General features: G+C 65.6%; 23 protein-coding genes and 1 tRNA gene. 12 read left to right on the plus strand and 12 right to left on the minus strand.

Annotation, left to right across the window (positions count from 1 at the left end; genetic code table 11):
* Positions 1–13: 13 nt before the first annotated feature.
* The 10 genes from J0O65_RS14500 to J0O65_RS14545 form a co-directional block, all read right to left on the minus strand.
* Positions 14–1,306: a TolC family protein gene (locus J0O65_RS14500; RefSeq protein ID WP_215407733.1), complete on the minus strand. Its 1,293-nt coding sequence runs from the start codon at positions 1,304–1,306 to the stop codon at positions 14–16.
* A gap of 116 nt (positions 1,307–1,422) precedes the next feature.
* Entirely contained in the window at positions 1,423–8,478 is a 7,056-nt protein-coding gene (locus J0O65_RS14505) for a hypothetical protein (RefSeq protein WP_215407735.1), read from the minus strand.
* Positions 8,479–9,235: 757 nt separating this feature from the next.
* Positions 9,236–10,237 (minus strand): hypothetical protein, encoded by a 1,002-nt coding sequence (locus J0O65_RS14510; RefSeq protein ID WP_215407737.1) that lies wholly within the window; start codon positions 10,235–10,237, stop codon positions 9,236–9,238.
* Complete coding sequence (locus J0O65_RS14515; protein WP_215407739.1) at positions 10,234–11,106, minus strand: ABC transporter ATP-binding protein; 873 nt, start codon at positions 11,104–11,106, stop codon at positions 10,234–10,236. The genes J0O65_RS14510 and J0O65_RS14515 overlap by 4 nt, the downstream gene beginning before the upstream one ends.
* Entirely contained in the window at positions 11,103–11,483 is a 381-nt protein-coding gene (locus J0O65_RS14520) for a GntR family transcriptional regulator (RefSeq protein ID WP_215407741.1), read from the minus strand. Before J0O65_RS14520 ends, J0O65_RS14515 begins: the two co-directional genes overlap by 4 nt.
* Positions 11,484–11,577: 94 nt before the next feature.
* The gene (locus tag J0O65_RS14525) at positions 11,578–11,835 is read right to left on the minus strand and encodes a hypothetical protein (protein WP_215407743.1); all 258 of its coding nucleotides are present in this window, start codon (positions 11,833–11,835) and stop codon (positions 11,578–11,580) included.
* A 617-nt stretch (positions 11,836–12,452) separates the two neighbouring features.
* Entirely contained in the window at positions 12,453–13,196 is a 744-nt protein-coding gene (locus J0O65_RS14530; RefSeq protein ID WP_215407745.1) for a DUF72 domain-containing protein, read from the minus strand.
* 69 nt (positions 13,197–13,265) lie between these two features.
* Positions 13,266–14,021, minus strand: a complete 756-nt coding sequence (locus tag J0O65_RS14535; RefSeq protein WP_215407747.1) for a UDP-2,3-diacylglucosamine diphosphatase — start codon at positions 14,019–14,021, stop codon at positions 13,266–13,268.
* 86 nt (positions 14,022–14,107) lie between these two features.
* Positions 14,108–14,599 (minus strand): peptidylprolyl isomerase, encoded by a 492-nt coding sequence (locus J0O65_RS14540; RefSeq protein WP_215407749.1) that lies wholly within the window; start codon positions 14,597–14,599, stop codon positions 14,108–14,110.
* 73 nt (positions 14,600–14,672) lie between these two features.
* Positions 14,673–15,302, minus strand: a complete 630-nt coding sequence (locus J0O65_RS14545; RefSeq protein WP_215407751.1) for a peptidylprolyl isomerase — start codon at positions 15,300–15,302, stop codon at positions 14,673–14,675.
* 279 nt (positions 15,303–15,581) lie between these two features.
* On the opposite strand from J0O65_RS14545, the gene cysS reads away from it, so the two are divergent.
* The 6 genes from cysS to J0O65_RS14575 all read left to right on the plus strand — a co-directional run bounded on the left by cysS (position 15,582) and on the right by J0O65_RS14575 (position 21,884).
* Entirely contained in the window at positions 15,582–16,979 is a 1,398-nt protein-coding gene (gene cysS, locus J0O65_RS14550; protein ID WP_215407753.1) for a cysteine--tRNA ligase, read from the plus strand.
* The gene (locus J0O65_RS14555; protein ID WP_502793562.1) at positions 16,976–17,689 is read left to right on the plus strand and encodes a DNA-3-methyladenine glycosylase family protein; all 714 of its coding nucleotides are present in this window, start codon (positions 16,976–16,978) and stop codon (positions 17,687–17,689) included. Before cysS ends, J0O65_RS14555 begins: the two co-directional genes overlap by 4 nt.
* A 54-nt stretch (positions 17,690–17,743) precedes the next feature.
* Positions 17,744–18,718, plus strand: a complete 975-nt coding sequence (locus J0O65_RS14560; RefSeq protein WP_034784047.1) for an acetyl-CoA carboxylase carboxyltransferase subunit alpha — start codon at positions 17,744–17,746, stop codon at positions 18,716–18,718.
* A gap of 100 nt (positions 18,719–18,818) precedes the next feature.
* Positions 18,819–20,237, plus strand: a complete 1,419-nt coding sequence (tilS, locus tag J0O65_RS14565; protein WP_215407755.1) for a tRNA lysidine(34) synthetase TilS — start codon at positions 18,819–18,821, stop codon at positions 20,235–20,237.
* 196 nt (positions 20,238–20,433) lie between these two features.
* The gene (locus J0O65_RS14570) at positions 20,434–21,681 is read left to right on the plus strand and encodes an aspartate kinase (RefSeq protein WP_152252529.1); all 1,248 of its coding nucleotides are present in this window, start codon (positions 20,434–20,436) and stop codon (positions 21,679–21,681) included.
* A 110-nt stretch (positions 21,682–21,791) separates the two neighbouring features.
* Positions 21,792–21,884, plus strand: a tRNA-Ser gene (locus J0O65_RS14575).
* Between the two features lie 64 nt (positions 21,885–21,948).
* Here J0O65_RS14575 and J0O65_RS14580 read toward each other — a convergent pair.
* Together J0O65_RS14580 and J0O65_RS14585 are read right to left on the minus strand one after the other, a co-directional pair.
* Positions 21,949–22,167 carry a helix-turn-helix transcriptional regulator gene (locus tag J0O65_RS14580; protein ID WP_176375178.1) on the minus strand — a complete coding sequence of 73 codons (219 nt, stop codon included), beginning with the start codon at positions 22,165–22,167 and terminating at the stop codon, positions 21,949–21,951.
* The gene (locus J0O65_RS14585) at positions 22,164–22,457 is read right to left on the minus strand and encodes a hypothetical protein (protein WP_215407757.1); all 294 of its coding nucleotides are present in this window, start codon (positions 22,455–22,457) and stop codon (positions 22,164–22,166) included. The genes J0O65_RS14580 and J0O65_RS14585 overlap by 4 nt, the downstream gene beginning before the upstream one ends.
* 14 nt (positions 22,458–22,471) lie before the next feature.
* On the opposite strand from J0O65_RS14585, the gene J0O65_RS14590 reads away from it, so the two are divergent.
* The 6 genes from J0O65_RS14590 to J0O65_RS14615 all read left to right on the plus strand — a co-directional run bounded on the left by J0O65_RS14590 (position 22,472) and on the right by J0O65_RS14615 (position 25,793).
* On the plus strand, positions 22,472–23,974 hold the full coding sequence (locus tag J0O65_RS14590; protein ID WP_215407759.1) for a hypothetical protein: 1,503 nt from the start codon (positions 22,472–22,474) through the stop codon (positions 23,972–23,974).
* 83 nt (positions 23,975–24,057) lie between these two features.
* Positions 24,058–24,423, plus strand: coding sequence for a restriction endonuclease (locus tag J0O65_RS14595; RefSeq protein ID WP_215407761.1), 366 nt, complete (start codon positions 24,058–24,060; stop codon positions 24,421–24,423).
* Entirely contained in the window at positions 24,420–24,680 is a 261-nt protein-coding gene (locus tag J0O65_RS14600) for a hypothetical protein (protein ID WP_215407763.1), read from the plus strand. Before J0O65_RS14595 ends, J0O65_RS14600 begins: the two co-directional genes overlap by 4 nt.
* A complete protein-coding gene (locus tag J0O65_RS14605) occupies positions 24,671–25,108 on the plus strand; it encodes a D-Ala-D-Ala carboxypeptidase family metallohydrolase (RefSeq protein WP_215407765.1) in 438 nt (145 codons plus the stop codon). The genes J0O65_RS14600 and J0O65_RS14605 overlap by 10 nt, the downstream gene beginning before the upstream one ends.
* A gap of 59 nt (positions 25,109–25,167) precedes the next feature.
* Complete coding sequence (locus tag J0O65_RS14610) at positions 25,168–25,500, plus strand: hypothetical protein (protein WP_353056197.1); 333 nt, start codon at positions 25,168–25,170, stop codon at positions 25,498–25,500.
* Positions 25,497–25,793, plus strand: coding sequence for a hypothetical protein (locus J0O65_RS14615; RefSeq protein WP_215407769.1), 297 nt, complete (start codon positions 25,497–25,499; stop codon positions 25,791–25,793). Before J0O65_RS14610 ends, J0O65_RS14615 begins: the two co-directional genes overlap by 4 nt.
* Position 25,794 lies beyond the last annotated feature (1 nt).

Consider the following 25,794-nt stretch of genomic DNA (forward strand, 5'->3'; position numbering starts at 1 on the left):
CATCATGTCGGTGTCAATGCGCGTGCGCCAGGCCTGGCGGCGCCGTGCGCCCGGCCAGGGTGCCCGTTTGCGCGGCCAGGCGCAGGCTGGCGGCGATCGCCTGCGCGCGCGTGTCTTCCAGCGAAAACCGCGCCTGGGTCGCTTCGCGCACGGCGTTGAGCACGTCGTTCCAGCTCTTGCGGCCGATCACGTACTGGCGCGCATACGATTCGAATACCTGCGTCGAGGTGGTGCTGGCCTCGCCCGCGTTGCCCAGGCGCTGGCGGCTCGCCTCGGCCTCGTTCCAGTCCAGCGTGAAACGCTCGCGCACGTCGCGTTCGGCCGCGTCGTGCGCGGCGCGCGCGCCTTCGCGCCGGGCCACGGCGGCGTCCACGCCGGCCTTGGCCGACAGGCCCGCGCCCGGCTGCGCCTGCAGCACCAGCATGGCGCGCGTGCGGTTGTCGGCATTGATGCCGCCCGTGGGCTTTTCCATGCGCAGCACCACCTTCGGCATGTAGGCCGAGCGCTGCACGGTGATCTCGGAATCGGCAGCCTGCGCCTCGAAATCGAGGCGCTGCAGGGTGGGGGAATAGGCGATGGCCTGGCGCATGACCCGTTCCAGGCTGGCGTCGGGCAAAGGCTCTCCCACGCCGACGCCGGTGGCGCTGACGAGGCGCACGGGTTTGCCGGCCAGTTGCGACAGCTGCGCCAGCGCGTTTTCCAGCGCCTGGCGCGCATTCGACACGTCATTGGCGGCCTGGTAGGCGCGCGATTCGGCCAGGCGCTGGTCCGTCTGCGAGCTGACCGACTGCACCACGCGGCGCTTGATCATGTCCAGCAGGCGCTGGTGCTCGTCCAGCCCCGCCTGCGCCGACTGCACGCGCGCCGTCTGGCGCAGCGCTTCCGTGTAGGCGGCGATCACGCGCAGGGAGAGCGCCAGGCGTTCTTCCTCGATGGCGGCGCCGGCCGCGTCGACCCGGCTGCCGGCCGCATCGATGCCGGCGTCGATGCGGCCGCCGCTCCACAGCGGCTGCTCGATGCGCACCACGCCGCCCGTTTCCCGCGAACCGGTGGGCACTTCGGCCGATAGGCTGGGAAAGCGCTGCCACTGCGCGCCATCGAGTTCGGCGCGCGCGGCCGCCTGCGCCGAGCGCTTGCCCTGCACGGCGGGATGGTTTTGCAGCGCCTGCTGCAAGACCTGGTCGAAGCTCCAGGCGGTGGCGCCCTGGGCGCCGGCCAAGGACGATACCGATGCCATGGCCACGGCCGCCAGCAAGGCCGCGCTGCGTGGCAGTAAGAACCATGCTGGGAAACCGCGTAATCTCATCCCGTATTTTTCCGGCCCGAGGCCTGACGCATTTCAAGGTGTGGCGGGAGCGCGCGCAGTGCTGCGCGCGCTCCCGCTGCCGTGCCAGGCGCGGCGCCTGGCGTGGGTGCCCCGCCTCAGACGACGAAGTTGGCCGCCGTCAGCTGCGTGATGTTCACGCCGCTCAGCAGCACCAGCGCCGTGTCGATGGCGTTGGCGTTGCTCAGGTCACTCGAGTGATACACCGTCACGGCGCCGCTGTTTTGCGCATCGGCGATGACGATGTAGCCCTGGCCCGACAAGACGCTGTTGTCGGCCGCGATGGCGCTGGCCGCCGCGCCGATTGACACGGACGTGCCGTCGAAGATGAACAGGTTGTCGTTGCCAAAGTCCGTGCTCAGATTGACGCCCACGGCCACCGACGCCGTCAGGTCGGCGATGGCTGACATGTCGATCACGTCGCCGCCGGCGGCCGGCAGGCCGGTGCTGAAGTCGGCCACCGTCAGCGGGTTGTGCAGGGCATTCTGGCTCAGCACGAAGAGCTGGCTCGCATCCGTCAGGTCGGCCAGCGCCTGGGCCGCCGCCGCCGCCGCGGCATCGGCATTCGCCGCCACCGTCAGCGAGCTGGCATCCGTCAGGTCCGCCTGTGCCTGCGCCTGCAGGGCCGCGGCGGCCGCCGCATCGGCCGCCAGGTGCAGGGCGCTGGCGTCCGTCAGGGCGGCCGTTTGTGCCGCCGCCAGCGCCGCCGCCGCCGCCGCATCGGCGGCCTGCGTGAGCGCCACGGCATCGGTCTGGTCGGCGATCGCTTGCACGGCGGCGGCGTGGGCCGCGTCCGTCGCCGCCACGGCGGCCAGGGCGCTGGCGTCGGTCTGTGCGGCGAGGGCGTTCGCTTGCGCCAGGGCGATGTCGGCTGCCTGCGCGTCGGCATTGGCCTGGGCCGCCGCCGCGTCGTCCGCATATGCGGCATTCGCATTGGCATGCGCTTGCGCCGCTGCCGCCGCCGCGCTGGCGGCGGCGGCATCGTCGGCTTGCGCCGCTTGCAGGGCCAGCAGGGAAGCGGCGGCCTGTGCCTGCGCCAGCGGCGCGGCCGCATCGGCCGCATGGGCTGCCAGCGCCGCTGCGGCCGCATTGTTGGCATTGAGCGTGGCGGCCGCTGCCGCCGCGTCGTCGGCCTGTGCCGCCTGGGTGAGGGCCAGCGAGGCGGCGGCCTGCGCGGCAGCTGCCGCGGCGGCGTCATCGTCGTTCTGCGCTGCCGTCGCTGCCGCCAGCGCGCTGGCCGCCGTTGCCGCCGTGCTGACGGCGAGGGCGTCGGCGGCGATGGCGGCCGTGTGCGCGGCGGTGGCGGCGGCGGCATTGGCCGCGGCCTGGTTGGCGGCCGTGTCGTCGGCTTGCGCCGCCTGGGCGGCGAGCAGTGCCGCCGCCGCTGCGGCGGCGCTTGCGGTGGCGGCGGCGTCGGCCGCTGCCGCTGCCGTGGCAGCCGATTGCGCCAGCGCGGCGGCCGCGGCCGCATCCGCTGCGGCCTGGTCGTCGGCGACGGCGGCGTTGTGCGCCGCCTGGGCGTTGGCGGCATTGGCCGCTGCCAGCGCCGCTGCCGCGTCATCGGCCTGCGCCGCTTGCGTGGCCGCCAGGCTAATGGCTGCCGCGACGGCCGCTGCCGCTGCCGCCGCATCGGCGTCATGCGCGTTTTGCGCCGCCAGCTGGGCGGCGGCTGCCGCGGCGGCGGTGGCGGCGACGTTGGCGTCGGCGGCCAGGGCCGCGTCCAGCGCCAGTTGCGCATTCGCCGCTGCCGTGGCGGCCGCCGCCGCCGTGGTGTCGTCGGCCTGCGCATTGAGCGTGGCGGCCAGCGAGATGGCCGCTTGCGCCGCCGCCGTTGCCGCGGCGGTGTCGGCGTTCTGCGCCGCGACCGCCGCCGCATGCGCGGCCGCCGCATTGTTGGCGGCGGTGACGGCCGCCGCATCGTCGGCCTGGGCCGCCGCCAGCGCCGCATGGGCGGCGGCGGCATTGGCATTGGCCTGGGCCGCGTCATCGGCCGCGCCCTGGGCGGTGAGGAGCAGGTTCAGTTTCAGCGTCCTGTCATTGTTGGCGTCCAGGGCGTTGGTATCGGCCGTCACGGCGGCGTTCAGGTTGGCGATGGCCGCATTGAGCGCCGCATGCGCGTTGAGGGCTGCCGTGTCGGCCAGTTGCGCCGCCAGGGTGGCGGCCGCCGACAGGGCCGCCGTGTGCGCGGCGTTGGCGGCTGCATCGTCGGCGGCCAGCGCGGCGCTGGCGGCGGCGAGTGCGTTATTGGCCGCCGTGGCAATGGCCGCCAGGGCGGCGTCGGCCAGCAGCGCGGCGTCGGCCAGGACTTGCGCCGCCGCGGCGGCGGCCGCCGTGCTTGCCGCCGTGGCGTCGTCGGCCAGGGCGGCATTCGTGGCGGCGAGCGAGGCGCTGGCCGTCAGGATTGCCGCGTTCAGCGCGTTGGTGGCGTTGGTGAGGGCGGTTTGGGCACTGCTGGCCGCCGCGCTCGCGGCGGCGGCGGCGTTGTCGTCCGCCAGGGCCTGGTTCAGGGCGGCCAGCGCGGCTGCCGCCGCTGCCGCGGTCGTGCCGACGGCCGCATCGGCTGCTTGCGCGGCCTGCGTGGCGGCCAGCGAGATGGAGGCCGTGAGGGCTGCTGCTGCAGCGGCGATATCGTCCGCTTGCGCGTGCTGCGTGGCGGCGGCCGAGATGGCTGCCACGGCGGCCGCTGCGGCGGCGGCCGTGTCGGCGGCGGTGGCGGCAACGGCGGCGGCCGTGGCATTGGTCGAGTTCAGCACGGCCGCGGCGGCGGCCGCATCGTCGGCCAGGGCCGCGTTCAGGGAAGCCAGCGCGTTGGCGGCGATGGTGGCGGCGCTGGCGGCCGCATTGTCGGCCAGTTGCGCCGCTTGCGCGGCCGCTTGAGACGCATTGGCGACGGTGGCGGCCGTGGCGGCCGCCAGATCGTCGGCGATGGCGGTGGCCGTGGCCGCGTTGGCCGTCACGGCGGCGGCAGCCGTCGCTGCCGCATTCGCGTCGGCGGCCAGCGCCGCATTCAGCGCGGCCAGCGCATTGGCCGCCGTCGCCGCCGTCGCGGCGGCGGCGGTATCGGCCGCCTGCGCCGCCTGGGCCGCGGCCAGCGAGGTGGCCGCCACGCCGGCGGCGGTGGCCGCGAGCGTGTCGTCCAGCGCCGCCGCCGTGGCCGCGGCTTGCGAGGTCAGGGCCAGGGTGGCGGCGGCGGTGGCGGCATTGTCGGCGGCAATCGCATTGTTCAGCGCGGTCAGGGAGGCGGCCGCCGTCGCGGCTGTCGATGCGGCAGCCGCGTCATCGGCCTGCGCCGATTGCGCAACGGCCTGCGACAGGGCTGCCGTGGTGGCCGCCGTGGTGGCCGCCAGCGCCGCCACCAGGTCGAGCGGATGGGCTTGCGAGTAAGCGGCCAGGGCGGCGGCATTCGCCGCGTCGTTGTTGGCGATGGTGGTCAGGGCGGCGGCATCCGTCAGGGCGGCCTTGGTGGCCGCCACGGTGGCGGCCGTGACGTCGAGCGTATGCTGCGTGCCCAGCAGGACGGCGTCGGTGAGGCCGGCGACGGTGGCGGCGGCCGTGGCGGCGGTGGCATTCACGGTCGCGACCAGGCCTAGCGCGACGGCGTCCGTCAGGTTGGCCGTCGTTTGCGCGGCCGTGGCGGCGGCCGCGTCGACCGTGGCCGTCAAGCCCAGGGCCACCGCGTCGGTCAGGGCGGCGGTGGCCGCTGCCGTGTTGGCGGCGGCCGTGGCGGCCGTTGAAACGGTGCCCAGGGCCACGGCATCGGTCAGGTTGGCAACGGCCGCGGCGGCGCTGGCGGCCGTGTTGGCGGCCGTCGACACGAGGCCCAATGCCACGGCATCGGTCAGGTTGGCGGTCGTTTGCAGGGCGGCAGCGGCTGCCGCGTCGGCCGTGGCGAGCAGGCCCAATGCCGTGGCGTCAGTCAGCGCGGCGGTGGCGGCGGCCGTATTGGCGGCCGTGGTGGCGGCGGCCGAGACGGTGCCCAGGGCAACCGCATCGGTCAGGTTGGCCACGTTCGTCGCCGTATTGGCGGCAGCGGCGGCGGCCGTGGCGAGCAGGCCCAGGGCGGCGGCATCGGTCAGGTTGGCCGTTGCCTGCAAGGCGCTGGCGGCGGCCGCGTCGGCTGTGGAAATGAGTCCCAGCGCCGTGGCATCTGTCAGCGCCGCCAGGCTGGCGGCGGAGCTGGCGACCAGCGCATCGGCGTTCGAGATGAGGCTCAGCGCGATGGCGTCCGTCTGACCAGCCGTCGTCACGGCCGCAGCGGCGGCCGCATCGGCGGCTGCCGAGAGCGTGCCCAGGGCCACGGCATCGGTCTGGTTGGCAACGAATTGTGCCGTCGCCAGCGCGTTTTGCGCCAGCGTATTGGCGGCCGTCAAGGTGGTGACCGTCGTCTGCGCGGCAAGTTCAGCGGCGGCGTCGGTGGTGGAGGTCAGGCTCAGCGTGCCTGCATCGGTCAGCGCGGCCGTGGCTGCGGCGCTCGCTGCGGCGGCCTGTGCCGCCGCAGCTGCGCTGACGGCCGAGATGTCGATCCCGCCCAGCAGGGCGGCTGTTTCCGCCGCCGAGACGGCGGCAGCGGCGGCGGCGATGAGCGCATCGGCATCGGTCAGGGCGGCGGTAGCTTGCAAGCCGGCTGCCGTCAGCGCATCGGCGGTGGAGATGCCGGCCAGGATGGTGGCGTCGAACAGGCCGGCAGTGATATCGGCATTGTCGGCATCGAGCTGCAAGGCATTGACGGTCGCCGTCAGGTCGATCACGCTGGTCTGGCCAGCCGTGACGTTGGCGGCCAGGGCGGCGAGGTTGGCCAGATTGAAGGCATTCAGGGCGACGTTGACGTCCAGCAAGCTCGCTTGGGCATTGGCGGCGGCCGCATCGGCATCGGCCTGGTCGGCGGCTTGCTGCAGGGCGACGACATCGGTCTGGTCGGCTACGGCCTGGGCATTGGCGGCATCGCTGGCGGCGGCCGCGTCGGCGGCGGCGAGGGCGGCCGCGTCCGTCTGGTCGGCCGTCGTTTGCGCGGCCAGCGCGGCGGCGGCATCGGCGTCGGAAATCACTTGCAGGGCGGCGGCGTCCGTCAATGCCGCTTGCGCGGCGGCGCCGGCGAACGTGCTGGCGGCCGCATCGGCCGTGATTTGCAGGGCGGCCGCGTCGCTCAGGCTGGCGGTGACGACGGCATTCGCGGCCACGGTGGCGGCGAGGGCTGCGGCGGCATCGAGGGCGGCCGCATCCGTGCTGGCGGCCAAGGCGGCGGCCGCCGCCGCGGCGGCGTCGGCATCGGAAATCACGGCCAGGGCGGCCGCGTCGGTCAGGTCGGCCTGCGCCTGTGCCGCATCGGCTGCCAGGGTGGCGGCGTCGGCGATCAGGCCCAGGGTGGGCGCGTCCGTCATGTTCGCTTGCGTCTGTGCATTGGCGGCGTTCGTCGCGGCGGCATCGGCGGCGGCCTGCAGGGCGACGGCGTCCGTGGCGTTGGCGATCGAGGCATCCCAGCCGGCAACGCCAGCGGCGGCGTCCGCTGCCATGCTCAAGGCGACGGCATCGGTGAGTCCCGCTTGCGTGCTGGCGGCGGCGGCCGCATTCGCGGCGGCGGTGGCGGCGATGCCCAGTGCCGCGGCGTCGCTGGCATTGGCGTCTGCCGCCGCATTCGCTGCCGCGGTGGCGGCGGCGTTCGAGGCGGCGGCCAGGGCGGCGGCGTCGGTGGCGGCGGCCACGCTGGCGGCTGCGGCGGCGTTGGCCGCATCGGCATCCGAGATGAGGGCCAGGGCGGCCGCATCGGTCAGGCTGGCCTGGATGCCGGCAGCGATGGCGGCATTGGCGGCGGCGGTGGCCGCCAGGTCCAGCGCGGCGGCGTCCGTGGCATTGGCCAAGGCCGTGGCGGCGGCGGCAGCGGCGGCGTCATTGGCCGAGATGACGGCCAGCGCCGCCGCATCGGTCAGTGCCGCCTGGGCGTTGGCGGCGGCGGCGACCACGTCGGCCGCATCGGCGATGGCTTGCAATGCCGGGGCGTTGGTCTGGTCCGCTTGTGCTTGCGCCGCATCGGCAGCGTCGTGCGCGGCGGCGGCGTTGGCGGCGGCCGTGGCGGCAGCCGCATCGTCATTTTGCGCGGACGTGGCGGCGGCTTGCGAGGCGGCGGCGGCGGCCGCGGCGGTGGCGGCGGCGCTGTCGTCATTCGTGGCGGCGGTAGCGGCCGCCTGCGCGCCGGGCACGACAGCGGCCGTGCTGGCCGCCAGCGCATCGTCGCTGGTGGCGTTATTGGCGGCCAGCAAGGCAGCGGCCGCTGCCGCGGCGGCTTGCGCCGCCAGCTGGTCGGCCAGGATGGCCGCATTCGCCGCAGCCTGCGAAGCCGCCGCCGTGGCTGCCGCCGCTGCCGCTGCTGCGTCATCGGCCAGGGCATTGGCGGCGGCGGCCGCAGCCGCGGCGGCGGCCAGCACGGCCGCGTCGGTCACGACGGTGGTGGTGGATTGATTCCCCGTGCCACCCTGGCCGCCGGTCGAGCCACCCGTGCCGCCGGTGCCGCCCGTTCCACCCGTCCCGCCCGTCCCCGTTCCTCCCGTGCCCGTTCCTCCTGTGCCAGTGCCACCGGTGCCAGTGCCTCCGGTACCCGTGCCGCCCGTGCCGGAACCGCCGGCCGCGGCGCCGCCTCCGCCGCCACCGCCTGCCGCGGCGGCAACGAGGCCCAGGCCGCCGAGCGCGCCCAGCGCGCCCAGTCCGCCCAGGCCACCCGCGGCGCCCGCGCCGGCGCCGCCGCCAGCCGATGCCCCGGCGACATCCACGACGCTGCCGCTGGGGATGCCGGCGGCACCAGCGCCTGCGCCAGCGCCAGCGGCGCCACCGTTGTTATCGTTTTGTGGCGTGCCGGAATCGGCAGCGCCGTTGCCAGCCTGGCCTGCGGCCGCACCACCGCCACCGGCTGCCAAGGCTGCCGCCACCGCCGCGGCCGTACCCAAGGCGGCGGCATTGCCGCTATCGGCGCTTCCCGTGACTTCCACGACATTTTCAGGCGGCATGGTCGCGCTGGCATCGGCCCCTTTGTTCAGTTCGTCCTCGTCATACTGCTTGCGGTCGCCATTTTTTGGATTGACGGCTTTTTTTGCAGGCGTCGTGATCTTGGCGGCAGCGCCTTCGGCATTGACGGGAACTTGTGCTGGATTTGCGGTGGTTGCCATTTGAAAGTCTCCGGAAAAGGTTATGTATTCGTTGAATCTTTTAAGGTGATGAAAAATTAATAATCTGTTTCAATTGCTTGCTCCGGCGAGGCTTGGGCCGTGGTGGAACTCTGGTGTTTCCGATGTTGATAGTGGCAAGTAAAACATAATTGGGGGAAAAACGCTGGCGGATGAGAACGCTTCTTCAGCAATTTTAAAAATGTTATTTTTATATTGGTTTGATGTGGCTCCGTTTTTCTGTGTTTTGCGGCGCCGGCAACTCGCCTGTCAGATGATGCACATCGTCACGATACGCCGATTGCACGCGGAATACGCTTGCTCTCGCTCTGTGAGTAGTTTCAATAATGAAACTTTTGATTCCATTTTAATCACATTTCATGCGCTTATTTTCCCTACTGCTACGCAGGGAAATAATCACGAATTGTCACGCAATGGCTATTTTCTGCCGGGTTCGCTGTCGCGTTCCCGCATTTCTCCGTCTTGTATTTAAAAACTCACCCTGCTATCGAATTGCTAGTTGTTGTTTTTGGAGTGACGATTATCAAACGTGATTGTTCATAAAATATGATGGAAATAATTAATTATAATTTTCATATCGCATTGATGCTATCGAATGAATAGCCTGGATGTGGTGAGGGAAATTTTTTTATAATAACTATCAGTACGGTAGTTATTATTTCAGGCGCCAGAACGGCGCAAAAATGGAAAACGCCCCGGCGGGCGGGGCGTTTTGTCGGCCGATGGTGACAGTGCGTTGTCAGCCTTCCTCGCGCCAGCTGCGCAGGCGGATGGCGGCGTAAATCAGCGCCGCGCCTGCCGCTGCGCCCAGCCAGACGGCTGGCAAGGCCAGGCTGGACCAGGAATTGCTGAACACGTCGATGCGTGTCATGTGCGATCCCCCCTCGGCCAGGGCGTGCATGCGCGGCAGCAGTTCCGGTTCGAACAGATAGCAGCTGCCAGGGAGAGTGCCCAGCAGGGCGCGTCCGATGACATGCATCTGTATCCAGCTGACATCGCTTTCCGTCTGCGTCAGCTTGCCGGCCCAGACGGTCAGGATGAGCAGCAGCAGCGGCACGCCGACGGCCCACAGGAAGACTTTCGACTTGGCCCAGCTCGATACCATCAGCAGCCAGCCCACCGTTGGCAAGGCCCACAGGCAGTACACGGGCAGCAAGCCAAACACGCGCAGCGGTCCCAGGTACAGGCCGGGAGAGCCGAGCAGTTCGGCAAACACGTGGATGCCGTTGGCCGCCAGCACGCCGCTGAGGATCAGGATCAGGGCCAGCGAAGTCAGGCTGGCGGCGGCGGCCACGATCAGCGGCGCGACCAGCAGGGCGATGGCCGCTTTCGACAGCACCGTCTGCGCATCCGAGATGGGCAGCGATTTCCAGAACAGCACGCTGCGGTCGCGGCGGTCGTCATGCAGGGCGCTCAGGCAATAGAAGAACACGAGGAAGCCCAGCGCAAGGAACAGCGGCGCGGCCGCATAGGTGTAGTTGCTGGCGACGGCGTCGATGATTTCCGTGCGGCGCGGGCCAAAGGTGCGCGTATTGAAGACGGTGCTCCAGGAAATTTCTTCGCCATTGACGATGAGCGCCGTGTGCATCTTGGTCTTTGCGACGGTCGCGGCCGCCATAAGGGCGCCCAGCACCGTCATGACGACGCCGATCACGGCAGGCGTCCACACCAGCATGCCCTTGTGTTCCCACAACTCGCGCCGGAGCAGCCATTGCATCTTGTTTACAGGGGAAATACTCATTGGTACGATCCTTTCATGGTCGCGACAAACAGGTCAGCCAGGCTGGGCGTGCGTACTTCGCCAAGGGCGGCCAGCTGGGTGCGGGCGACGCCGTCGAACAGCATCACCGACTTGCCGAACACGCTGCGTTCGCTGATCGGCTGCAGGGCGCGCGCCGGATTGACGTGCTGCGGGCCCACCATCACTTCGATGTAGCGCTCGCCCACTTCTTCCATGCTGGACGCCAGCACGATCTTGCCGTCGCGAATGAACATCAGGTCGCTGAGGATGTGTTCCACTTCCTCGATCTGGTGCGTGGTGATGACGATGGTCTTGTTTTCATCGAAATAGTCTTCCAGCAAGTTCTGGTAGAACTGCTTGCGGTACAGAATGTCCAGACCCAGGGTCGGCTCGTCGAGCACCAGCAGTTTGGCGTCGATGGCCATCACCAGTGCCAGGTGCAACTGCACCACCATGCCTTTCGACATGGCCTTGACCTTCATCTTCGGCGACAGTTTGGTGTGGGCCAGGTAGCGTTCGGCCTTGCTGCGGTCGAAACGTGGATGCACGCCGGCAACGAAATCGATGGCGTCGGCCACGCGCAGCCAGCCCGGCAGGATGGCCACGTCGGCGATGAAGCACACGTCTTCCATCAGCGCGTCGCGCTGCACGCGGGGATCGCGGCCCAGCACCGACAGGTCGCCGTCGAAGCCCGTCAGGCCCAGGATGGCTTTCAGCGTGGTGGTCTTGCCGGAACCGTTGGGCCCGATCAAGCCGACGATGCGTCCCGGCGCGATATCGAAGCTGATGCCGTCGATGGCCGTCTGCTTGCCATACTGCTTGCGCAGGCCACGCGCGCTGATGACGCTGTCCTTGTTCAGTGCATTCATGCGTTCTCTCCGTGTGCGCCGCGGTCGCGGCTCGCTTGCAGCAGTTGCTCAAGGTCCAGGCCCAGGCGGGTGATATGTTCCAGCAAGGCCGGCCATTCTTCGCGCAGGAAGCGCTCGCGTTCACTGGCCAGCAATTTGTCGCGGGCGCCTTCCATGACATACATACCGAGTCCTCTGCGTTTTTCCACCAGGGCATCGTCGACCAGTTCCTGATAGGCGCGCGAAACCGTGATGGGATTCAATTGATAATCGGCCGCCACCTGGCGCACCGACGGCAAGGCGTCGCCGGACTGCAGCACGCCATCGAGCATCATGCCCACCACCCTGGCCTTGAGCTGGCGGTAGATGGGGCTATTGTCATTCCATTCCGCGCTCATGGGATGCGCTCCGACAAGGGCAGGGCGGCGCGGCGCGTAAAAAGTGCTGTAGGCATCGAAGCTCCGTGGTGTATTGAGTTGGTGTTGTAGTTAACTATAACAGTGGAAATTCAAATGTCAACATATTCATGTCAGCGTTGCCGGCAAGCTGGCGGCGGGCACGGCGTCGCAAGGCAAGGTCAACAGCGCCTCCGCGGGCCTGGGCTGCAACATCGCGCAAGGCGCGGCGACCATGGGCAACGCGGATGTCGATACTGTGGCCGTGCGTTGCCTGGCTGTCTTGCTGGCAGGGATGGTTCGCGATGCCGCTGGCAATTGCTATAGCGCCGATGCGGGCAATCAGGTCACCCATAAAATCAGGATGGGAAGCTGTCGACCCTGCCAACCTTGCCTGGGCATATTGGCCTCGTCGATGGTGTTGGTGCGGCGGCGCGCCTGACGCTGGGCTAAGCGAGAGCCGTCGTGGCGGATACGGCGGGGAGCGTCGACCTGGCCGACGATGTCAGCAAGGTCATCCGTCGTGTGACGCCTGATGGTGCGGTCAGCCTCTTTGCGGATATTGCGGGAAAAGACGGCGGGGGCGATGGCGGGCGTGGCACCGCGACCCGGCAGGGGCCGGTGAACAAGCAGGGTGAGATATCGAGTATTGCGGCATTACCAGTGTCGCATGCTACGCGTTTCGCGCTGGCGCTCGACCAGCAGGACAATATCTGGAGCCTATCCCAGCAAAAGACGCTCCCGACCGGGATAGGCTCTTATTGGGAGCACAATGCAGGCAATGGTATCTGCCGGCGCCCGCTGGGGATCGGCACGCTTCCATCATCCGATTATTTCCCGCTGATGAAGGATGCCAATGACAATCTGTACACGGGGAGCCTGGACGCGCTGCGCAGAATTGACACCGCCGGTGTAATTTCTACGCCGCAACTGGGTTGGGTTTCCCCCGTACTGAGCACCGTCACCGTTGCTCTAGGGAAGCAATTGCGCGGCTGGCGCATCCCTCAGCCGCGCCTGCAGGTCCAGCGCATTGAACAGGGCGGCCCCGGCCGCCGTGTTGTCGAAGATGCACCAGCTGTCCGCCTGCGCTGGTGCGTGCAATTCAGCGGCCAGCGCCGCCAGATACTCGGCCGGGTAGTCCGAATAATAGATTGTCGGGCTGCCGTGCAGGCGCAGGTAGGCGATATCCGTGGTCGGCACGTGCGGCCCGGGCTGGCCGGCGGCGGGATCGGCGCGCACGCGGGTAATGCGCTGCATTGTTAACAGCTCGGTTGCGCTTGCCTCGAACCAGCTGGGGTGGCGCGCTTCGCAGGCGAGCATGCCGCCGAAGCGCTGGCGCAGCGCATGGAAAAATGCGGCGGCCACGTCCGCCTCGAAACGCAGGCTGGGCGGCAGTTGCACCAGCACGCAACCGAGCTTGTTCCCCAATTGTGCGACCTCGCCCGCGAAGCGATCCAGTTCGGCCGCGCCATCGCGCAAACGCCGTTCGTGCGTGATGCTGCGCGGAAATTTTACGCTGAAGCGGAAATGCTCGGGCACGCTGGCGGCCCAGCGCGCGTAAGTGGCGCCCTGGTGCGGGCGGTAGAAGGAGCTGTTGATTTCCACGCAGTCCAGCATCTGGGCATAGCGCCGCAGGTGGCTGCCGTCGAGGGGGAAGCGGCTGGCGGCGGCGCTGGACAGGCTCCAGCCGGCGGTGCCGATGTAAACAGTATGCATGGCGCCATGACAGCACAGCCAGGCGGGCGCGGCTATAGGACAAACGCCCGTGCGGCGGTCGGCGAGCGTCTAGTCGATGATGTCGCCGTTGAGATCGTGGCGCGTGATGTTGCCGCGCGCATCGATGGCGATCCAGCCGCCGCGCGGCTGTTCCGGCGGCGTCACGTCGCATTCCCAGTCGGGCAAGACATAGCGCAAGGTTTCCTCAACTTTATGCAGGGCGGGGCGGTGCGTATGGCCGTGGATCATGACGGTGCTGGCGTGTTCGGCAAACACTTGCGCGACGGCAGCGGGGGTGACATCCATGATGTCCATGGATTTTTCGCCATTGTGCTCGCGGCTGCTCTTGCGCAAACCGTCGATGACGGCCTTGCGCTGCGCCAGCGGCATGGACAGGAACTGTTTTTGCCAGGCGGGCTGGCGCACCATGGCGCGAAACTCCATGTATTGGACGTCTTTCGTGCATTCGGCGTCGCCATGCAGCAAGACGATGCGCCGGCCGGCGATCGTCGCCACGTGGGGTTCGCTAAGCAGGGTGGCGCCGGCGGCGGCGGCAAAGCCGGAGCCGACGAGAAAGTCGCGGTTGCCGGCGATCCAGTAGACGTGCACGCCGGCATCGCTGACGGCGCGGATGGCGGCCGTCATGCGCGCATTGAACGGGTCTTCCAGGTCATCGTCGCCGGCCCAGTATTCAAACAGGTCGCCCAACAGATACAGCGCTTGCGCATATTGCGCATGATGTTCCAGGAAAGACAGAAACGCCGCGCTGGTGCGCGGGTGCGAGCTCTGCAGATGCAGGTCGGAAATAAAGAGTGCGGCAGGCATTGTCATCGTTCAACGCTCCCAAAAAGTGATGTGCATGGAGAGGCGAAAACGCTGCAATGCCTGTTATTCATGATGCCAGAGCCTGATTAAGCGGCTTCGACCTTTTCGATGACGACATCGGTTACCGGTACGTCGGCGAACATGCCGGCGCGCGAGGTTTTCACGGCGCGGATGGCGTCGACGACTTCCTTGCCTTCGGTAACTTTACCGAACACGGCGTAGCCCCAGCCGTCCTGGCCCGGGTAGTCGAGGAAGCTGTTGTTCTTGATGTTGATGAAGAACTGGGCCGATGCCGAGTGCGGATCCGACGTGCGGGCCATGGCCAGCGTGTAGCTGTCGTTTTTCAGGCCGTTCTTGGCTTCGTTTTCCACGGTGGTGTCGGCCGGCTTTTGTTTCATGCCTGGCTCGAAACCGCCGCCCTGGATCATGAAGCCGTCGATGACGCGGTGGAAAATCGTGTTGTCGTAGTGACCGGCTTTCATGTAGGCCAGGAAGTTGGCAACCGTTTTCGGCGCTTTCTCGGCGTCCAGTTCAGCGGTGATCTTGCCCAGATTGGTGGTGATGATGACGGAGGTCATGATGATCCTTAATAAATTGGATGATAAATGTGATTCAACGGCCCGCGTGGTTCCGGGCCGCAAAAACGCTATTTTACAGTTTTGCGGGCGCCGACTTGAGTAAAGTCGCCGATTCGATCACCACGGGGGTGACGGGCACGTTCTGGTGCGGTCCCTTGTCCGCCACGGGCACGGCCTTGATCTTGTCGACCACGTCCATGCCACTGACGACCTTGCCGAACACCGTGTAGCCGAAACCGTCGCGGCCAGGGTAGTCGAGCGCACCGTTGTCGCCCACGTTGATGAAAAATTGCGAGGTGGCCGAATGCGGGTCGCCCGTGCGGGCCATGGCGATGCTGTAGGTGACGTTTTGCAAGCCGTTTTGCGCCTCGTTCTTGATCGGCGCCTTCGTTGCTTTCTGCTTCATGTTCTTGTCGAAGCCGCCGCCCTGTATCATGAAGCCGTCGATGACGCGGTGAAATACGGTACCCTTGTAGTAACCGCTTTTGACATACTGCAAGAAATTGGCCACACTTTTCGGCGCTTTTTCCTGGTCCAGTTCCAGCACGATCTCGCCCATGCTGGTTTTCAGGGCCACGTGCGGCGTGGGGTCGAGGGCGGTCGCCGGAGCGGCTGCCACGACGGCGCTGCCCAGGGTCAGGCCGGCAAACAGGGTGCAAAAGCGGGCCAGGAAAGACAGGCGTTTCGATTTGATTTCGTGCATGAAGGCGTCCTTGATCGTTATTTTTCTCTAAACTTGCTTTAATTGTAAGGAAATGAAAATTCGGTTGAACATCGTAAAAACCTGATTCATATCGGGCCAGTATGGTTTTTATCAATGTTATACTTGACCGCTAAGGTCCTGATTCTAACAAACAAGAACAACAATATAGCGGCTCGACCAGTCTTCGGCGCACACGGCAGTTCAGTGGCGCGGCACCCCCGGTGTCCGCGCCTGTCTGTCGTTTTGCCAGGCTGGCGGCCGCTCCACTTGCAAAGCACGATGAGCAATCTAAAGATTTACAACACCCTGGCTCGCGAAAAGCAGGTCTTCGTCCCGATGGAAGCGGGCAAGGTCCGCATGTATGTGTGCGGCATGACCATCTATGACTATTGCCATATCGGCCATGCGCGCATGATGATGGCCTTCGACGTCATCTACCGCTGGCTGAAGGCCTCGGGTTTCGACGTCACCTATGTGCGCAACATTACGGACATCGATGACAAGATCATCCGCCGCGCCGTGGAAAACGGCGAGACGATTTCCCAGCTGACGACGCGTTTCACCCGCTACATGGATGAAGACACGGCCGCGCTGGGCATCCTGACGCCGGACCACACGCCGCGCGCCACCGAATACGTGCCGCAGATGCTGCGCCTGATCGAACAGCTGGAAGCCAAAGATCTGGCTTACCAGGGCGCGGATGGCGATGTGAACTATGCCGTGCGCAACTTCCCTGATTACGGCAAGCTGTCGGGCAAGTCGCTCGACGACCTGCGCGCGGGCGAGCGCGTCGACGTGAACACGGGCAAGCGCGATCCGCTCGATTTCGTGCTGTGGAAGTCGTCAAAAGAGTCCGAGCCGGAAGAAGTCAAATGGGATTCGAAATGGGGCCGTGGCCGCCCGGGCTGGCACATCGAGTGCTCGGCCATGTCATGCGCCTTGCTCGGTGAACAGTTCGACATCCACGGCGGCGGCGCGGACTTGCAATTCCCGCACCACGAAAACGAGATCGCCCAATCCGAAGGCGCGTTCGGCCATACCAGCGTGAATTACTGGATCCACAACGGCTTTGTGCGCCTGGACAATGAAAAAATGTCCAAGTCGCTCGGCAACTTCTTCACCATCCGCGAAGTGCTGCAAAAGTTCGATGCCGAAGTGATCCGTTTCTTCATCCTGCGCGCGCACTACCGCAGCCCCCTGAATTACTCGGACGTGCACCTCGATGACGCGCGCCTGTCGCTCACGCGCCTCTACACGGCGCTGGCCGACGTGGCCGTGGAAGAGGGCGCCATCGACTGGAACGAGGCGCACGCCGTGCGCGTGCGCGAAGCGATGGACGACGATTTCAACACGCCGCTGGCCGTGGCCGCCCTGTTCGACCTGGCGACGGAAGTCAACAAGAGCAAGTCGCCGGTGCTGGCGCGTCAATTGAAGGGCCTGGCGGGCGTGTTCGGCTTGCTCGAGCGCACGCCGCAGCAATTCCTGCAGGCGACCGTCGGCGCCGCCGCAGGCGGCCAGGACGAGGCGGCAGGCATCGAAGCGGCCATCGCGGCGCGCAGCGCGGCGAAAAAGGCGCGCGACTTCGCGCAGTCCGACAAGATTCGCGCCGAACTGTTGGCGGCGGGCATCATTCTTGAAGACAAGCCTGACGGCTCGACCAACTGGCGCCGCGCATGATGGCGACGTCCAGGGAAAACGGGGAAGCCCCGGTGGCGGCGCAGGTGATCCAGGTGCCGCATTACTGGGAAGAGGCGAAGATCGAGCTGATGAAGCGCGACCGCATCATGAAAAAGCTCATCCCGCAATTTGGCGACCTGCACCTGGTCGGCCATAGCGACCCGTTTACCACCCTGGCCCGTTCGCTGGTGGGGCAGCAGATCACGCCCAAGGCGGCGGATGCCGCCTGGAAGAAGCTGCTGCTCGCTTGCCCGAAATGCACGCCTTCGCAAGTATTGAAGGCGGGCGCCGAGCAACTGTCGGCCTGTGGCTTGTCCAAACGTAAGACCGAATACATCCTCGACCTGGCCGACCATTTCAAGGCCAAGCGCGTGCACGCGAGCCAGTGGGATCAGATGGATGACGAAGCCGTCATCGCCGAACTGGTGCAGATCCGCGGCATCGGCCGCTGGACAGCCGAGATGTTTCTGATATTTAATCTGCTCCGGCCGAATGTCTTGCCGCTCGACGATCCCGGTTTGATCCAGGGCATCAGCGTCAATTATTTCTCCGGCGAGCCAGTTTCCCGCAGCGATGCGCGCGAAGTTTCCGCCAATTGGGAACCGTGGCGCACCGTGGCGACGTGGTATTTGTGGCGCAGTCTCGACCCTGCAGCCGCCCCTGCCGCATCCGATACAGCCCCCGGCGCAGCAGCCGGTACGGTAAAATAAACATAGATGACGCCGCGCGCCCTGGCGCCGTGGCCGGTAAAACCTGGAGGTACAATGACTAAAACGACTTTCCTCAATTTTGAACAGCCGATCGCGGAACTCGATTCCAAGATCGAAGAGTTGCGCTTCGTGCAAGACGATTCGGCCGTCGACATCTCGGAAGAGATCGACCGCCTGGCCAAGAAGAGCCAGCAGCTGACCAAGGATATCTACGCCAAGCTGACGCCTTGGCAAGTGGCGCAGATCGCGCGCCACCCGCAGCGCCCCTACACCATGGATTACGTGAATGAAATCTTTACTGATTTCCACGAATTGCATGGCGACCGCAGCTACGCGGACGATTTGTCCGTCGTGGGCGGCCTGGCCCGCTTCAACGGCCAGCCGTGCATGGTCATCGGCCACCAGAAGGGCCGCGACACGAAGGAGCGCGCCATGCGCAATTTCGGCATGCCGAAACCGGAAGGCTACCGCAAGGCCATGCGCCTGATGAAAGTGGCTGAAAAGTTCAACTTGCCCATCTTCACCTTCGTCGACACGCCAGGCGCCTTCCCCGGCATCGACGCGGAAGAGCGCGGCCAGTCGGAAGCCATCGGCCACAACCTGTACGTGATGGCGGAGCTGAAAGTGCCGCTGATCGCCACCATCATCGGCGAAGGCGGTTCCGGCGGCGCGCTGGCGATCGCCGTGGGCGACGCCGTGCTGATGCTGCAATACTCGACCTATGCCGTGATCTCGCCGGAAGGCTGCGCCTCGATCCTGTGGAAGAGCGCCGAGCGCGCCTCCGACGCGGCCGAAGCGCTGGGCCTCACCGCCCACCGCCTGAAGGCCATGGGCCTGATCGACAAGATCATCAACGAACCGCTGGGCGGCGCCCACCGCGATCCGAAACAGATGGCGACCTTGCTCAAGCGCGCACTGGCCGACACGCTGCGCCAGTTCCAGGGCATGAAAACCAAGGACCTGCTGGCGGCGCGCCATGAAAAACTGCTGAGCTACGGCAAGTTCAAGGAAACCACGCCGAGCGAGTAAACCATCGCCGGCGCAGGCCGGCAGCAAGAACACCGGGGACAGGCAGCCAGACGACAGGAGTCGTTTGGTCACCTGTCCCTCTTTGCATTCCTGGAGTCTTATGAAAAAGCAACAAACCGCCACCGTCGCCGATATCTTCGCCCGCGCGCTGGCAAGCTGCGGACCGCACGCCGGCGAGACGGTCGGCATCGCCCTGAGCGGCGGCCTCGATTCCTCGGCCCTGCTGCACCTGGCGCATGCCTGGGCGCAGGAGCAGGGCGTGGCCTTGCACGCCTTCCACGTGCACCATGGCCTGAGCCCGAACGCGGATGCCTGGCTGGCGCACTGCGCGCAATTGTGCGCCGGCATAGGCATCGCCTTCGAGGCACGCAAGGTCACGCTGGAAAAGAATGCGAAGACGGGCACGGAAGAGGCGGCCCGCAAGCGCCGTTACGCGGCCCTGGGCCAGCTGTGCGCCGCGCACGGCGTGCGCCTGCTGCTGACGGCCCACCACCAGGATGACCAGGCCGAGACGGTGCTGCTGCAATTGCTGCGCGGCTCCGGCACGGCGGGCCTGTCCGGCATGGATGGCGCCAACAGCGCGCCCGAGCTGCTGGGCAATCCGGACCTGGTGATGGCGCGCCCCTTGCTGCCCGTGTCGCGCAAGCAACTCGAAGCGTACGTGGCGAAGCACGCGATCGCGCACATCCACGATGAGTCGAACGACGATCCCCGCTTTGCCCGCAACGCCTTGCGGCACCAGGTGATGCCCGTGCTGGCGCAGGCCTTTCCCGGTTTCCAGGAACGTTTCGCCCGCAGCGCCCAGCACGCCCAGTCGGCGCAGCGCCTGCTGACGGAACTGGCGACGCAGGATCTGGCGAACTGTCTCGATGGCGAGTGCATCGAGCTGGCGACATTGCGCGAACTGAGCGCGGACCGCTGCTACAACCTGCTGCGCCACTGGTTCGGCACGCGCGGCTTGCGCATGCCGTCGACGGCATGGCTGGCGGAAATGCTGGCGCAATTGCTGGAGGCGCGGCCCGATGCGCAACTGCTGGTGACGCATCCCGAATGCCACGTGCGGCGCCACCGCGACCGCCTGTACCTGACGCCGAAGCTGATTGAGCTGGCCGGCATGCGCGAGCGTGACGACGCGGGCATTCCCGGCCTGGAAAAAGCCAGCCAGGAGTTCACATGGCAAGGCGAGGCCAGCCTGGCCTTTCCCGCGTATGGCGGCGTGCTGCACTTCGATGCGGTGGAAGAGGGCGGGCAAGGCATTGATATTGCCTGGTTGCAAGCTCAGACCCTGAGCATCGACTTCCGCCAGGGCGGCGAGCGCCTGAAGCTGGCCCTGAACCGTCCCACCAAGAGCTTGAAATACCATTATCAGGCGTTCGACGTGCCCGCCTGGGAGCGCGAACGACTGCCCCTTGTCTGTGCGGCGCAACAATTGCTGTATGCGGCCGGCATCGGCCTCGATTGCCATTGCCTGAGTCTGCTGGACCGTCCGCGCGTCGCCCTGCGCTGGGTCTCCTGCTGAGCGTGAGGGCCGCCGCCACGGCCACTCCCGGGGTGGCCGCCAGGTGGCTGCTCAAGCCGGCTGGACTGCATGGATTGGTTATTTCCATATGCGCAATCGGTATGAGCTCATGCGCTTTTTAGCTTGTTATTTTGCATTGCGGCATGTAGAGTAAAGCCCTCCTTTTTTATTCTTCTTGAGCGGAAACTTCACTCTTATGGCTTTAATCGTCCACAAATATGGCGGTACGTCGATGGGCTCGACTGACCGTATCAAGAATGTCGCCAAGCGCGTTGCCAAGTGGCACGACGCTGGGCATCAAATCGTGGTGGTGCCATCCGCCATGTCGGGCGAAACCAACCGCCTGATTGGACTGGCCAAGGAAATCATGGATCAACCCGATCCCCGTGAACTTGACATGATCGCCTCGACAGGCGAACAAGTGTCCGTCGGCCTATTGTCGATGGCACTGCTGGCGATCGGCAAACAAGCCGTATCCTATGCTGGCTGGCAAGTCGCGATCAAGACCGATTCCGCCTTTACCAAGGCACGCATCCAGTCGATCGATGACGAAAAAGTCAAACGCGACCTCGATGCGGGCAAGATTGTCATCATTACCGGTTTCCAGGGCGTCGACGAACACGACAACATCGCGACCCTGGGCCGCGGCGGTTCGGATACCTCGGCAGTGGCGATCGCCGCCGCCATGAAAGCGGCCGAATGCCTGATCTTCACGGACGTCGACGGCGTCTACACGACCGACCCGCGCGTGGTCTCCGAGGCGCGCCGCCTGAAGACCATCACCTTTGAAGAAATGCTGGAACTGGCTTCGCTGGGCTCCAAAGTGCTGCAAACGCGTTCGGTGGAATTCGCCGGCAACTACCGTGTTCCCACGCGCGTGCTGTCGTCGCTGACCGACCCGATGTTGCCGCTGGAAATAGAAGCCAATTCAGGCACCCTGATTTCGTTTGAGGAAGATACAAACATGGAACAAGCAGTCATCTCCGGCATCGCCTTCAACCGCGATGAAGCCAAAATCACCGTGCTCGGCGTGCCCGACCGTCCAGGCGTGGCGTACCACATCCTGGGACCGGTGGCGGACGCGAACATCGAAGTCGACATGATCATACAGAATCAGTCGGTCGACGGTAAAACGGACTTCACCTTCACCGTCTCGCGCGGCGAATACACGCGCGCGCTGGCCGTGCTGGAAGCGAACCGCGAAGCGCTGGGCGCGGCCAGCATCACGGGCGACGCGAAAGTGTCGAAACTGTCCGTCGTCGGCGTGGGCATGCGCAGCCATGTTGGCGTCGCATCGCAAATGTTCCGCACCCTGTCGGAAGAGGGGATCAACATCATGATGATCTCCACTTCCGAGATCAAGATCTCCGTGCTGATCGATGAAAAGTACATGGAACTGGCCGTGCGCGCGCTGCATAAAGCGTTCGAGCTGGAAAAAGCTTAAATATCCAAAAATATTGCCCCACGCCCTTGACCAAAGGGGGGGCAATCGATATTATGACGTTCGTCGCTGCAGCGCAGTTAGCTACAGAGACATAGTTGAGTAATCAGCTAGGAGACGTGGCCGAGTGGCCGAAGGCACATCCCTGCTAAGGATGCATACGGCTTATACCTGTATCGTGGGTTCGAATCCCACCGTCTCCGCCAGTATTCTGAAAAAGCCCCTGTGAAGGGGCTTTTTCTTTTTCCCCTACCCACATCTCTACCCCCATTAGTTTTTTGCCGACGGCGCGCGCGCATCCTCGATTATTTTTTCCTGCCATGCGGCAATTGCTGTCGAATCCCACACGACAGCGCGAGGGCCCAGGCTGATTGGCGCAGGGAAGGTGCCCTTCTTGATGCGGTCGTAGATGGCCGTGCGCTGGATGCCGACGATTTCAATTACTGAGGGCAGGCGCAGGAATTTTCGTACTTCGTTCATTGTGCTCATAATGTGCTTTCCAGATGTTTCAGGGGTTTGATCAGGTCGAGCTGGCGCGGGTCGCTTTTGTCCAGCACGTAGATGTAGGTCATGCCCGCCGGTGAGCGGTCGTCGCAATCCGGCTGGTCGTTGGCCACGGCCAGCGATGCAGCCGTCGAGCACACGCCTACGGAGCGCTCGAACAGGCAGCCCTCGCAGCTGGGCGCCGCTGCTTCCTGCGCCTTGTACCGCACGGCGGCCGGGTTGACCGGTTCGTCGCGGTCGCCGCGCCATTTGTCGCTTGTGATGCATTTCGTCATGCAAACATCCTCCCTTGCCCAGCCGGTATGGCCGCATCGACGCCAGTTCGTTCCCGCATCTGTTTGATGCAATCCGCCAGTATCGGATCGGCGACCCGACCCAGCAGCCGATCAAAGGCGCAATTTTTGCATCGTCCCTCGGTAACGCTCCGACACTCCCGAGCATCAACGACTCGCCGGGTTACGATTTTTTCGCCCGCCTGCGCGATGAGGTCGACCCGCTCGGCATTATCCAGTTCCAGATCTATAATTACTCCATCAACGGCTCGACCGTTTCGTCGTGGCCGGCGGCGATCACCGCGATGACGGCTGCAGGCGTGGTTCCTGATATTGTCTATCTGATCCCGGGGATGAACGATTTTGCTACCGCGCAATTTAATTCCGGCCAGACGTTCCCGGAATTTCAGCGCATTTTTGCGTCGGTCATTTTCGATCTGCAGCAAATCGGGGCCGACGTCGTGGCCGCGACGTCGATGCACCCATCAGTGGTCAACTACCCGCAATTGCAGCAACTGCAGCCAGACCTGCCGCAGATGTATCCGACGGCCATCACGGCGCCTGTCAGCGATACCGCACTGCAGCCGTCCGTGGCGAATGGCACGAAACAGCTGGATGTGCTGCGTAATGGCCATCCGATTACTGTCAGCACTCGCTATTACCAGGGCAATAAGGCCATCCGGTCGATCTGCAGCGCAATGAGCGTTCCCGTGGTCGACGTGGAGCAATATCAATTCGAGCAGTACGCGAGGCAGTTGCTGGAGGTGGGCACCATGTCCGCCGTCGAGCATTTGAATTTCAACGGCGGCGAATACAACCATCCGAATATCGTCGGCATCGCATGCTATAAACGCGGCAACGCGGACGCGTGCGCCCAACTCGGGCAGCAGGGTGCGCAGGCCGGACATGTGGCGCGCCTGTATGGACGGGTCGGCATCAATCTGCCGCAGGGTGTGGGCGTGCTATTTGGGCCAGCCCGGGCAGAAGCGGCGGTGGATGTCTACCCTCGCCATGGCGACCTGACGACGCCGCCGCTGTCCATCAAAGCCAATATAGGCGCGCTGGACGGCTATGGCGCCCGGGCGCCTGTCGAGGCCTGGCGGATCAATCCCTCTACTGGCGACCTCGAATCTCCTGCTGCGATCATCGGCTCAGCTGTGGGCCGCCCGGCGATCCGCGCACGTGACCCGTCCGGCGCGACGGAGGTGCGTGATAGACAGCGCATGCACAATCTGCCGGCCGGCTCTACAGCGGCCTCGTACACACTGCCGAACAATATGTGCGGTAGTTTTTCGCTGATGGCGTCGAATCCGGGCATTGCAATAAATCAACGTTACCGCATTGAATTTAGCACCCACACCGACCCCGGTACCCAGATTGCCACTATCACGATGGAGCCTGGGTATCCGGTGCATATCGCGCAGGAGCAAGCTTTTATAGTCTCGATTATCGGACTGACCATCACCGCCACTACCAAATATGGCGGCACCAGGATGTCAGTTGCATGCGATGCCTGGTAATCGCTGCTGGCCGAGCGCAATTGACAGCCTCATCACTCCTAAACCCGCTCCGACGAGATCACCACCACCACCTGAAAGAACCTATGGCTGAACCAGCAAGCAGCACCGTCGGCATCGCCATCGCCGCCGGCACCATCACCCTGACCGGAACCATCCTGGGCGTGCAGTACGACGCCCTGCTGGCCGGCTTGGCCGGTGGCCTCGTATCGCTGTCCTACCTGCCGCCCATGCGCGGCCCGCAGATCGCAGGCAGCGTGATCGGCTCCTCGCTGATCGCCGGCTGGTTCGCGCCGGTGGCCAGCGTCACAGCAGCCAATTATTTCCCATTCCTGTCGAGCGCCGGCGAATCGGGTATCCGCATCGCTGCCGCAGCCGGCTTGGGCCTGTGCGCCCAGGTCATCATCCCAGCGGCGTTCGCGTGGTTGCGCAAGAAAGGAGACGTGCCATGAACATTTTGTATTCGATCGACATGGCCGCCGCAGCCATCGTGCTGGCGCGCGGCCTGTTTGCCGAGCTCAATCACATGCGGCCCTGCACCAGCACTGCGATCCGCATTACCTGGATCGCGCTGACGGCCGGCGCCGCCGCGGTGCTGCTGTACGGCGTCGCGCCAGCCTGGCCCGAGGTGCTGCTCCATTGCGGCATCGCCGCGCTGGTCTGCGTCGACCGGCGCTCATCGTTCTGGAAGGGATCGTCATGCAACTGAGTAAAAATTTCTCGCTGGCCGAACTGGTCGCCTCGCAGGTGGCAACCCGCCAGGGCATCGACAACACGCCGTCGTCCGCCGTCGTCGCCAACCTCACGCGCCTGGCCGCGCTGCTCGAGCAGGTGCGCGCGCTGGTGGGCGCGCCCATCACCATTTCCAGCGGCTACCGCTCGCCCGCGCTGAACAAAGCTGTGGGCGGTGCCGGCAACAGCGCCCACGTGCTTGGCCTGGCTGCCGATATCGGCACTGCCAAGTTGGCGCCCAAGGCCCTGGCCCTGCTGATTCGGCAAAGCGGTATCGTCTTCGATCAGCTGATCTACGAGGGCACGTGGGTGCATATTGGATTGTCGGCTGGCGCGGCGCGGCGCCAGGTGCTGACGGCCAAGTTCGCCGGCGGCGGCGTCAGCTACGTGGCGGGTATCGTATGAGCGCCTTGGGCGCGCTGATGGCGGGTGCCGTCCGCGGGATCTGGAAGGCGGCCGCCATCGTGCTTGCCGCTGTGCTGCTGCTGGTGGCCAGCGCTACCGGGACCGGCTGGTGGCTGGCCGCCGGGGACCGTGACGCCGCGCGCGCTGCGCTGGTGCTGGAGCGGGGCGCCAGCGCGGCGCTGCGCTCCTCGATTGGCGAGCAAAACCGCGCCATCGATAGCATGGCCAAGGCAACCCTGGCGGCGCAGGAACGCGGTACTGCGGCGCAGGCGGCCGCTGCTGCCAAGGGCAAGAAGTATGACGCGGCCCTGGCGCAGATCGCGGGTGCGCGCGCCACGACCTGCGACGAGGCCATGCCGGCCATCAGGTCGCTGCTGGAGGGCGTAAGATGAAACACCAGATGGCGCGACAAATTATTCCAAAAATTATTTTGACAGTGCTGCTGGTCGGCTGCACCAGCGTACCCCCAGCGCCGCAGCGGGTCGAAGTTCCCGTCTTTACCGCATGTGTAAAGACGGGACCGAAGCGGCCGAACTATGAGTTCGACCAGCTGGCGCCAGTGGCGGCGGATGGCGAGATCGTCCTGGCGCTGGCGCGAGACTGGCAGCGCGGCCGGAAGTATGAAGTGGAACTGGAGGCAGTAATTGCGGGCTGCATTCTGCCAGATGAAAAAGCAGAGCGCTGAT

It is taken from the genome of Janthinobacterium sp. JC611 (assembly GCF_018682595.1).
Classification (GTDB): domain Bacteria; phylum Pseudomonadota; class Gammaproteobacteria; order Burkholderiales; family Burkholderiaceae_D; genus Janthinobacterium.

Excerpts from the sequence above, each read along its gene's own strand:
- J0O65_RS14500 (WP_215407733.1), bottom strand. The coding sequence starts at position 1,306 with ATGAGATTACGCGGTTTCCCAGCATGGTTCTTACTGCCACGCAGCGCG.
- J0O65_RS14505 (WP_215407735.1), bottom strand. The coding sequence starts at position 8,478 with ATGGCAACCACCGCAAATCCAGCACAAGTTCCCGTCAATGCCGAAGGC.
- J0O65_RS14510 (WP_215407737.1), bottom strand. The coding sequence starts at position 10,237 with ATGAGTATTTCCCCTGTAAACAAGATGCAATGGCTGCTCCGGCGCGAG.
- J0O65_RS14515 (WP_215407739.1), bottom strand. The coding sequence starts at position 11,106 with ATGAATGCACTGAACAAGGACAGCGTCATCAGCGCGCGTGGCCTGCGC.
- J0O65_RS14520 (WP_215407741.1), bottom strand. The coding sequence starts at position 11,483 with ATGAGCGCGGAATGGAATGACAATAGCCCCATCTACCGCCAGCTCAAG.
- J0O65_RS14525 (WP_215407743.1), bottom strand. The coding sequence starts at position 11,835 with ATGGGTGACCTGATTGCCCGCATCGGCGCTATAGCAATTGCCAGCGGC.
- J0O65_RS14530 (WP_215407745.1), bottom strand. The coding sequence starts at position 13,196 with ATGCATACTGTTTACATCGGCACCGCCGGCTGGAGCCTGTCCAGCGCC.
- J0O65_RS14535 (WP_215407747.1), bottom strand. The coding sequence starts at position 14,021 with ATGCCTGCCGCACTCTTTATTTCCGACCTGCATCTGCAGAGCTCGCAC.
- J0O65_RS14540 (WP_215407749.1), bottom strand. The coding sequence starts at position 14,599 with ATGACCTCCGTCATCATCACCACCAATCTGGGCAAGATCACCGCTGAA.
- J0O65_RS14545 (WP_215407751.1), bottom strand. The coding sequence starts at position 15,302 with ATGCACGAAATCAAATCGAAACGCCTGTCTTTCCTGGCCCGCTTTTGC.
- cysS (WP_215407753.1), top strand. The coding sequence starts at position 15,582 with ATGAGCAATCTAAAGATTTACAACACCCTGGCTCGCGAAAAGCAGGTC.
- J0O65_RS14555 (WP_502793562.1), top strand. The coding sequence starts at position 16,976 with ATGATGGCGACGTCCAGGGAAAACGGGGAAGCCCCGGTGGCGGCGCAG.
- J0O65_RS14560 (WP_034784047.1), top strand. The coding sequence starts at position 17,744 with ATGACTAAAACGACTTTCCTCAATTTTGAACAGCCGATCGCGGAACTC.
- tilS (WP_215407755.1), top strand. The coding sequence starts at position 18,819 with ATGAAAAAGCAACAAACCGCCACCGTCGCCGATATCTTCGCCCGCGCG.
- J0O65_RS14570 (WP_152252529.1), top strand. The coding sequence starts at position 20,434 with ATGGCTTTAATCGTCCACAAATATGGCGGTACGTCGATGGGCTCGACT.
- J0O65_RS14580 (WP_176375178.1), bottom strand. The coding sequence starts at position 22,167 with ATGAGCACAATGAACGAAGTACGAAAATTCCTGCGCCTGCCCTCAGTA.
- J0O65_RS14585 (WP_215407757.1), bottom strand. The coding sequence starts at position 22,457 with ATGACGAAATGCATCACAAGCGACAAATGGCGCGGCGACCGCGACGAA.
- J0O65_RS14595 (WP_215407761.1), top strand. The coding sequence starts at position 24,058 with ATGGCTGAACCAGCAAGCAGCACCGTCGGCATCGCCATCGCCGCCGGC.
- J0O65_RS14600 (WP_215407763.1), top strand. The coding sequence starts at position 24,420 with ATGAACATTTTGTATTCGATCGACATGGCCGCCGCAGCCATCGTGCTG.
- J0O65_RS14605 (WP_215407765.1), top strand. The coding sequence starts at position 24,671 with ATGCAACTGAGTAAAAATTTCTCGCTGGCCGAACTGGTCGCCTCGCAG.
- J0O65_RS14615 (WP_215407769.1), top strand. The coding sequence starts at position 25,497 with ATGAAACACCAGATGGCGCGACAAATTATTCCAAAAATTATTTTGACA.